Source organism: Cellulomonas fimi, assembly GCF_028527925.1.
Classification (GTDB): Bacteria; Actinomycetota; Actinomycetes; order Actinomycetales; family Cellulomonadaceae; genus Cellulomonas; species Cellulomonas fimi_C.
Genome location: NZ_JAPESW010000037.1, coordinates 26,639 through 34,800, shown reverse-complemented (window position 1 = coordinate 34,800; position 8,162 = coordinate 26,639). Strand labels below are relative to the sequence as shown.

Sequence of the window (8,162 nt, the reverse complement as noted above, 5' to 3'; positions counted from 1 at the left end):
TGCTGGTCGAGGCGATGGGCTCGCGCGGGCGCTACTTCCGCTCGTTCACGTCCTCCAGCCTGTCGGGCACGTGGACACCGCAGGCCGCCACCGAGAGCAACCCGTTCGCGGGCAAGGCCAACAGCGGCGCGACGTGGACCAACGACATCAGCCACGGTGACCTGGTCCGGTCCAACCCCGACCAGACCAAGACGATCGACCCGTGCAACCTGCAGCTGCTCTACCAGGGTCGCGACCCCAACGTGAACACCGACTACAACAACCTGCCCTACCGTCCGGGCCTGCTCACCCTCCAGCGGTGACAGCCGGAGGGAACGGTCCGGCCCGGCGTCGCTGACGGGCACGGAACGGCACACCCACGACCGTGGGACCCGACGAGGGTGGGCTCGATCCGATCGAGCCCACCCTCACCCGTCCCCCGGGCCGTCGGCGCGGGTCAGTGACCGCGCTGCCGTTGATCGGTCGCCGCACCGCTCACGTCGAGGCACAGGCCGGGCTCGGCGCCGACCACGGTGCCGTCGGTGTCGAGCCGCCACGGCTGGTTGGCAGCGCCGTCGCATGGGCCGAGGCTCCGACCTGGGTCGGCGCGTACGGGCTAGCCGTGGGTCGGCAGCCGGCTCTCCTGGGCGTCCTGCGCCTCGAGCAGGTCGAGGTCGCGGACGCAGAAGCGGTGGTGCTCGAAGGTCTCGGTGAGCACCGTGCCGAGGCACTGCCGCACCGAGCGGCCCCGGGCGTATGGCGGCCAGACATCGTCGTCGGGTACCGGCGCTCGCGCTGCGAGCTGCACGGCGGTGACCTCGTCGAGCCAGGCCTCGAGCTCGGCGGCCTGCGCGTCACGCACGCTCACGATCTCGTCGAGGGTCGGGTCGAGCGACAGGTCAAGCCCGTGCGCCCCCTGGTAGGGCTCGACGATGTTCCCGATGCCCATCGGCGTGAACAGCTCCGTCGAGCCCAGGCAGCAGCGGCGGAACCACGAGTCGTGGACGAAGACCAGGTGGCGCATCGTCTGCACCGCCGACCACTCGTCGTTCACGCTGCGGCGCTCGATGCCGGGCGTCCGGCGGATTCGCTCGATCGTGGCGGCCCAGCCGGCACGGAGCTGACGCGATGCCTCGCGCAGGTCGGCAGGGTCCTCGGAGCGGATCAGCACCCGCACCGGATGACGCCGGTCGAGCTCGGCCTCGACGTACTCGGTCACCTCGACGCCGTTCACCACGAGGTTGGTGACGAGCCCCTCGATCACGGCATCCTGCATGACGACGCCGATCAGGCGTGCCCCGGTCAGATCGCACTCGCGGAACTCCGCACCGTGCAGGTCCTCGTCGACGTACCGCGTCATGCTCCGGATGCTAGGTCCGAGCACCGACACGCCAGCCGCGACAAGAGTGCCGCCATGGATCGGCGACCAAGCTCTCACGCTGGCGTGAGGCTTGATTCCTTGTGCGCCGCGCGTGCGCCGGTCTTCTCGGACTCGACGATCCAGAACGGCTCGTCGTCGGAGGCCCTGAACTGCTGCCCGTCGAACGTGAAGTCGGACGTCCGACGCTCGACCGTCGTCCCCGTCGTGCGGCCCTGCGAGGTGTTCCAGTGGACCTTCTGACCCGCGCGCATCCTGCCTCCTCGGCTGGTTCACCGGCTCTACCAAGCGGTTTGTCGGGAGCCGTCTTTCGCGTGTGGTGCTCGGATTTTCAGAGTCGGCAGCATCTCGACGATCGCCGATGCTCAGGCTTGCATGTCGACGAAACGCGAGTAGTGCCCCTGGAAAGCGACCGTGATGGTGTCGGTCGGGCCGTTTCGGTGCTTGGCGACGATGAGGTCGGCCTCACCGGCACGAGGTGATTCTTTTTCGTACGCATCTTCGCGGTGCAAAAGAATCACCATGTCCGCATCCTGTTCGATTGACCCCGATTCGCGAAGGTCACTCATCTGCGGCTTCTTGTCGGTTCTTTGTTCCGGACCGCGGTTCAGCTGCGAGATGGCGATCACCGGGACCTCGAGCTCCTTCGCCAGCAGCTTGAGCGCTCGCGAGAACTCCGACACCTCCTGCTGACGCGACTCGACGCGCTTCCCGGACGTCATGAGCTGGAGGTAGTCGATGATGACGAGCTTCAGGTCGTGCCGCTGCTTGAGCCGCCGCGACTTCGCGCGGATCTCCATGAGCGACATGTTCGGCGAGTCGTCGATGAACAGCGGCGCCTCGGAGATCTTGCCCATGGTCGCGGCGACCTTGGCCCAGTCGTCCTCGCCCATCTGACCCGTGCGCATCTTCTGCAGGTGCACGCGCGCCTCGGCGGACAGCAGACGCATCGTGATCTCGTTGCGGCTCATCTCGAGCGAGAACACGACGGACGTCATCCCGTGCTTGATCGACGCGGACCGCACGATGTCGATGCCGAGCGTCGAGTTGTGCGTCGGGATCATCGACCGGCTCGCGAGGTACAGGTGCGACTCGTGGTCGATCTGCACGCACCTCACCGGCACGGACTCGATCGGCTCGACCGACACGATGTAGCGCTGCGCGAGGCGTGCCGTCGACGGGCGGCGGCGCTCCTTGTGCACCAGGCGCTTGCGCTCGAGCGCGAAGACGTCGTCATCCGTGGTGAAGGTCAGCGTGAAGCACGTCGAGCGGGTCTCGTCGCGTCCGGGGACCCGCTTGGTCGACCATCCGGTCCGGTAACCGAGCGAGTGCACCAGCTCGCGGACGTCGAGCGCGAGGCGCTCGTCGGTGAGCGCGATCTGGACGCTCCCCGTCGGGTTCACGGTGCCGTCGGTGTCGAGCAACCCGGCGAGCAGCTCGCGACGCTGCCGCTCGCTCGCCCGCAGGTAGGCCACGGGGATGTGCTTGTCGCCCAGCACCCCCAGCGCCCGAAGCCGCCCCTGCACCGTCCCGTACGTGTCGTGGCACTGCTGGCAGCGCCGGAGACCCGTCGTCTCGATGCCGCAGTCCGGGCACGTCGGCGGAGGCACCGGCCCGGACATCGTCTTGACGCGCCCGCCGCACGAGCGTCCACAGGTCCGGACCTGAGACCGGGCCGGCACGAACGCCGTCCCGCAGACCTCGCACGCGCGCAGGGGCACCTCGACCGGCGGAAGCAGCAGCGTGTAGAGCCTGGCGGCACCGCTCGCACGCGCCGCCGGACGGGCGACCAGGCCGAGCCCCTCGATCCGCATGGCGATCTCGGGGTCGGCGCTCGTGAAGCGGGCCGAGGCGCTGTGCCCGTGGCCGAGCCACACGCCGAACGCGTACGGATCGATCAGCAGGTCGGCGTCGGCCAGGTCGAGCGGACGCGCGGTGTCGACAGAGTGGTTGGCGCGGCCGTCGGCGGTCGCGCAACGAACCGTGTCGTGAATCTCCTCGGTCGTCCAGATCCCCGGAGTGCCCCCGCCGGGCTGGCGGCGGTCGGCACGGGTCCGGGTCTCCCACTCGTGCTGGGCGTCGGCGACGATCGTCGTGCCGTCGTCGAACGTCACGCGGTAGCACGGGCGGCCGGTCAGCTCGGGCGTCGCGGCGACGACCTGCGTCGGCGTGCCGTCCGCGGCGATCAGCCAGTCACCGACGGCGACCTCGCCCATCGTCGTCCAGCCGGTCGGGGTCGGCAGCGGCGTGTCGAGAGCCAGCGCCTTGCCGATGGCCGGGCGGGCGGCCACGACGATCATCTGGCCGGGGTGCAATCCATTCGTCAGGCGGTCGAGGTCCGAGAAGCCCGTCGGGACGCCGATCATGCCCTCGCCGCGATGCCCGGCGGCCTCGATCTCGTCGACCGTGCCGCCGATGATCTCGCCCAGCGGCAGGTAGTCCTCCGACGCGCGCCGCTCGGTGACGGCGTAGACCTCGGCCTGCGCGTTGTTGACGATCTCGTCGACGTCGCCGCCATCGGTGCCGTAGCCGAGCTGGACGATGCGCGTGCCGGCCTCGACGAGCTTGCGGAGGATCGCGCGCTCGCGCACGATCCGCGCGTAGTAGCCGGCGTTCGCGGCGGTGGGGACGGACGCGATCAGGGTGTGGAGATAGGGCGCGCCGCCGATGCGGCCGATGTCGCCGCGCTTCGTCAGCTCGTCCGAGACGGTGATGGCGTCGGCGGGCTCGCCGCGGCCGTAGAGATCGAGGATCGCGTCGTAGATCGCCTCGTGCGCGGGACGGTAGAAGTCCGTGCCCTTGATCTGCTCGATGACGTCGGCGATGGCGTCCTTCGAGATCATCATGCCGCCGAGCACGGACCGCTCGGCGTCGAGGTCCTGCGGCGGGGTGCGGTCGAAGCCGCCGTTGCCACGACCGGAGTCCGGGGGCGCCCCGTACTCGAGCTCCTCGATCGTCACTGGCCGCCCATCCCCGTCATCCGTTACCGTCGAACATCTGTTCTAGCAGGGGCCACCGACAACCCCGCACGCGCGCACCGCACTCGCGTCCGGTCCTGCCTCGCCCGCGAGGTTAGGACGGTCCGCGCGGGGTTCCAAACGGGCCTGTGGACAACGCTGTGAGGTGTGCTGTGGACGGCGGTGGACCCGCTTGTGCACAGTCCGTGGACAGTCCTGTGGATACGGTGGATGAAAGAGTCCTCACGAACCTCTGACCGGCCCCGACGCTGTGCACGGCATGTGGATGCGAGAAAGGTTGAGCCAGATTTCATCTGACGGACATCACACGTCCGCCGTCGACCGGCAGATTCTGTCCCTCGCCGTCCCGGCGCTCGGCGCACTCGTCGCGGAGCCGCTCTTCGTCCTCGTGGACTCCGCGGTCGTCGGCCACCTGGGGACGGCTTCGCTGGCCGGTCTCGCGCTCGCGTCGACCGTCCTCGTCACCGTCGTCGGCCTGTGCGTCTTCCTCGCGTACGCCACGACGGCGGCCGTCGCCCGACGTCTCGGAGCCGGCGACCGGGGGGGCGCGCTCCAGGTCGGCGTCGACGGCATGTGGCTCGCCCTGGCCCTCGGAGTGGCGCTCGGCGCGCTCACGTGGCTGGCCGCCCCGTGGCTGGTCGGCGCGCTCGGCGCGACGGGTGAGACCGCGCACGAGGCCGTCGTGTACCTCCGCTGGTCGGCTCCCGGCCTGCCCGGGATGCTCCTGGTCCTCGCGTCGACGGGCGCGCTGCGCGGCCTCCAGGACACCCGCACCCCGCTCGTCGTCGCCACCGCCGGCGCGGTCGTCAACGCGGTCCTCAACGTCGTGCTCGTCTACGGCGCGCACCTGGGCATCGCGGGCTCCGGGCTCGGCACCGCGCTCACGCAGCTCGCCATGGGCGCCGTGCTCGGTGGCGTCGTCGTCCGCGGTGCCCGGACCGCCGGCACCCGCCTGACCCCGCACGCCGCGGGCCTGTGGGCGAACGCGCGCGCCGGTGCGCCCCTGCTGGTCCGCACCCTCACGCTCCGCGCCGCGATCCTCCTCACCGTCTGGGTCGCGACCGCCCTCGGCGCCACCGCCCTCGCCGCGCACCAGGTCGTCAACGCCGTCTGGGGGCTCGCCGCGTTCGCGCTCGACGCCCTCGCGATCGCCGCGCAGGCGCTCGTCGGGCACGCGCTCGGCGCCGCCGACGTCCCGCGCACCCGCGCGCTCCTGCGCCGCACGCTGCAGTGGGGGGTGGGCGCCGGGGCGGTCCTCGGCCTCGCGCTGGGCGGCGCGTCCTGGCTCTACGTCCGCGCGTTCACGACGGACCCCGACGTGCAGCAGGCCGCCGTCGTGGCCCTCGTCGTGGCGGCCGTGACCATGCCGATGGCCGGGTGGGTGTTCGTGCTCGACGGCGTCCTGATCGGGGCGGGCGACGGGCGGTTCCTCGCCTGGGCGGGCGTCCTCACCCTCGTCGCCTACGTCCCGTTCGCGCTGGCCGTGCGGGCGTGGGCACCCGACGGCGTCGCCGGGCTCGCCTGGCTCTGGGCCGCGTTCGCGGGTGTCTTCATGCTGGCCCGGGCCCTGACCACCGGCTGGCGCGCCCGCGGCACCGCCTGGATGGTCACGGGCGTCTAGCCCGACGACGAGGCGGCGTCAGGTCCCGCCCGACTCCCCCGCGTACCGGGCCGCGAACGCGCCCGGCGTCATCCCGGTGACCCGGCGGAAGTCGCGGGACAGGTGCGGCTCGTCGGCGTACCCGAGCCGCGCGGCGACGTCGGCGACGGTCGTGCCGCCCGCGCGCAGCAGGCCCGCCGCCTCGTGCAGCCGACGACGCTGGACGAGCCACTTCGGCGACAGCCCCAGCCGCCGCCGGGTCAGACGCTGCAACGACCGCTCCGTCATGCCGAACCGGTCGCAGAGCTGGGCGACGCGCAGCAGCTCGGGGTCGTGCTCGACGGCGTCGACGATCGCGTTGACCTGCCGACCCTCGTCGTCCACCGGCAACCACCGCCGCAGGAAGTCGCCGACCAGGTCCGTCGCCGCACGCTGCCGCGACTCGTCCGTCGGGTCCGGCGTCATCGCCGCCCGCACGGCGGCGACCAGCCCGTCGGTGGTCGCCGGAGCCACCGTCGCCGCCAGCGCCGGCGCGAGATCGCCGTTCCGACCGGTCCAGGCCGCGACCGTCCCGCCGGTCAGCATCGCGCCGGCGGCCGGCTGGAGCAGCACCCCCACGGCCCAGCCGCGCGCGGTGAGCGTCGTCGTGGAGAGCCCGGGAGCGACGCCGTAGAACCGCGCGTACGCGTCGGCGACGACCACCAGGCAGACGGGGTACTGCAGCACCTGCTGCACCGCCGATCCACCGCCCGGCACATCCCACGTCGGCACCCAGTACCGGCGCACCAGGTCCGCCAGGTCGGGCTCGGGCGCCCACCGACCGATGCGGAACGACCGGTCCGCCGGGTCGACGAGGTGCGCGCGCTCGACCTCGTCGACGGCCGCACCCCCGCGCGTGCCGGCCGTGCCGCGCGCGTCGCCGACGAGCGCCTCACCCAGCCTGTCGGGTTTCATCAAGCCGCCCTCCCCTCGCCCGCCTAGCGTCGCAGCCATGACCGACAACACCACCCTCCAGACGTACGTCCGCCACGCCGACGGCATGCAGGCGGCCCTCGACGCGGTCGCCCCGCACTCCTGGGACGCGCCCTCCGCCTGCGCGGGGTGGACGGGGCGCGACGTCGTCGCCCACGTCATCGACACCCAGCGCGACTTCCTCACCACGCACGGCGCCGAGGTGGGTCCGCGGCCCGACCTCGCCGACCCCGCCGCCGCATGGCGCGCGCACACCGCCGAGGTGCGCGAGCTCCTCGCGCGCCCTGGCTTCGTCGAGCAGGAGTACGACAGCCTCGGGTCGACGACGACCGTCGGCGCGACGCTCGACATGTTCTACGGGTTCGACATGATCGCCCACCGCTGGGACGTCACGGCCGCCGACGGCCGGGCGTACGCGTTCGACGACGCCGACCTCGACGTCATCGAGGGCATGGTCGCGGCGATGGGCGACATGCTCTACACGAGCGGCGTGTGCGGCCCGGCGCTCGAGGTCGGTCCCGACGCCGACCGGCAGACGCGGGCGCTCGCGGCGCTGGGTCGACGGGCGACGGTGGCCGTCTGAGTCACGGCTCACGGGGTCGCCGACCGACTCCCGCCGGCGACCGCCCGCCTGTCCGCTCAGGGCAGACAGCGCACCGGCCCTCTGGTCGGTGACCCGGGTCTAGCGTGGCGGACAGGCGCGACGACGACGGGAGCCCCCATGACGCACGAGCTGACGGTCCAGCGGCAGCGGGTCGCGGACCCGACCGGGCGCGGCACCGGTCCGACCGAGCACGTCGTCGAGCACCGCGTCGAGCCGCTCCTGCGTCGGCTCGTGGGCGCGATCCTCCGCGAGCGCCGCGAGGACCAGGGGCGCACGCTGCGCGACGTCGCGGTCGACGCGCGCGTGTCGGTCGCGTACCTGTCGGAGATCGAGCGCGGCCGCAAGGAGGCGTCGTCCGAGGTGCTGGTGGCGGTGTGCCGGGCGCTCGGGATGCGGCTCGTGGACCTGGTCGGGGCGGCGCACGCGGAGCTCGCGCGCGCGGAGGGCCGCGTCGTCGTCGACCTGGCCGACCCGCGACGCGCCCCGCGCGGCCCGGGGGCGGCGGACCCGACGCGTCAGGTCGTCGTCGACCTGCACGCGCGGGTGACCGGTCCCGGCCCGGTCGGCACGGCGACCGACGCGGTCCTGCTCGCCGCCTGACGCTCCGCGCGGTCCGCGCGGTCCGCGATCTCGCTGGTCGACCCGCGTGGC

General features: G+C 72.5%; 8 protein-coding genes. 4 read left to right on the top strand and 4 right to left on the bottom strand.

Features of this window, described 5'->3' with window-relative positions:
* Positions 1 to 302 (top strand): non-reducing end alpha-L-arabinofuranosidase family hydrolase (locus OMK64_RS15320; RefSeq protein WP_272729222.1); only part of this gene is annotated, 302 nt, incomplete at its 5' end.
* Positions 303 to 595: 293 nt separating this feature from the next.
* Here OMK64_RS15320 and OMK64_RS15315 read toward each other — a convergent pair.
* The 3 genes from OMK64_RS15315 to dnaB form a co-directional block, all read right to left on the bottom strand.
* Positions 596 to 1,339, bottom strand: coding sequence for a DinB family protein (locus OMK64_RS15315; protein WP_272729221.1), 744 nt, complete (start codon positions 1,337 to 1,339; stop codon positions 596 to 598).
* Positions 1,340 to 1,413: 74 nt separating this feature from the next.
* Positions 1,414 to 1,611, bottom strand: coding sequence for a hypervirulence associated TUDOR domain-containing protein (locus OMK64_RS15310; RefSeq protein WP_272729220.1), 198 nt, complete (start codon positions 1,609 to 1,611; stop codon positions 1,414 to 1,416).
* A 111-nt stretch (positions 1,612 to 1,722) separates the two neighbouring features.
* Positions 1,723 to 4,317: a replicative DNA helicase gene (gene dnaB, locus OMK64_RS15305; RefSeq protein WP_272729219.1), complete on the bottom strand. Its 2,595-nt coding sequence runs from the start codon at positions 4,315 to 4,317 to the stop codon at positions 1,723 to 1,725.
* Between the two features lie 277 nt (positions 4,318 to 4,594).
* Here dnaB and OMK64_RS15300 point away from each other — a divergent pair, with 277 nt between their 5' ends.
* Positions 4,595 to 5,956 carry an MATE family efflux transporter gene (locus OMK64_RS15300; protein WP_272729218.1) on the top strand — a complete coding sequence of 454 codons (1,362 nt, stop codon included), beginning with the start codon at positions 4,595 to 4,597 and terminating at the stop codon, positions 5,954 to 5,956.
* 18 nt (positions 5,957 to 5,974) lie between these two features.
* On the opposite strand, the gene OMK64_RS15295 is transcribed toward OMK64_RS15300, so the two are convergent.
* On the bottom strand, positions 5,975 to 6,889 hold the full coding sequence (locus OMK64_RS15295; RefSeq protein WP_272729217.1) for a helix-turn-helix domain-containing protein: 915 nt from the start codon (positions 6,887 to 6,889) through the stop codon (positions 5,975 to 5,977).
* 37 nt (positions 6,890 to 6,926) lie between these two features.
* On the opposite strand from OMK64_RS15295, the gene OMK64_RS15290 reads away from it, so the two are divergent.
* Both OMK64_RS15290 and OMK64_RS15285 read left to right on the top strand, forming a co-directional pair.
* Complete coding sequence (locus tag OMK64_RS15290) at positions 6,927 to 7,490, top strand: maleylpyruvate isomerase N-terminal domain-containing protein (protein ID WP_272729216.1); 564 nt, start codon at positions 6,927 to 6,929, stop codon at positions 7,488 to 7,490.
* Between the two features lie 138 nt (positions 7,491 to 7,628).
* On the top strand, positions 7,629 to 8,111 hold the full coding sequence (locus OMK64_RS15285; protein WP_272729215.1) for a helix-turn-helix domain-containing protein: 483 nt from the start codon (positions 7,629 to 7,631) through the stop codon (positions 8,109 to 8,111).
* Positions 8,112 to 8,162: the final 51 nt, after the last annotated feature.

Coding starts and splice junctions, on each gene's coding strand:
- OMK64_RS15300 (WP_272729218.1), top strand. CDS start 4,595: ATGTGGATGCGAGAAAGGTTGAGCCAGATTTCATCTGACGGACATCAC.
- OMK64_RS15290 (WP_272729216.1), top strand. CDS start 6,927: ATGACCGACAACACCACCCTCCAGACGTACGTCCGCCACGCCGACGGC.
- OMK64_RS15310 (WP_272729220.1), bottom strand. CDS start 1,611: ATGCGCGCGGGTCAGAAGGTCCACTGGAACACCTCGCAGGGCCGCACG.
- OMK64_RS15295 (WP_272729217.1), bottom strand. CDS start 6,889: ATGAAACCCGACAGGCTGGGTGAGGCGCTCGTCGGCGACGCGCGCGGC.
- OMK64_RS15285 (WP_272729215.1), top strand. CDS start 7,629: ATGACGCACGAGCTGACGGTCCAGCGGCAGCGGGTCGCGGACCCGACC.
- OMK64_RS15315 (WP_272729221.1), bottom strand. CDS start 1,339: ATGACGCGGTACGTCGACGAGGACCTGCACGGTGCGGAGTTCCGCGAG.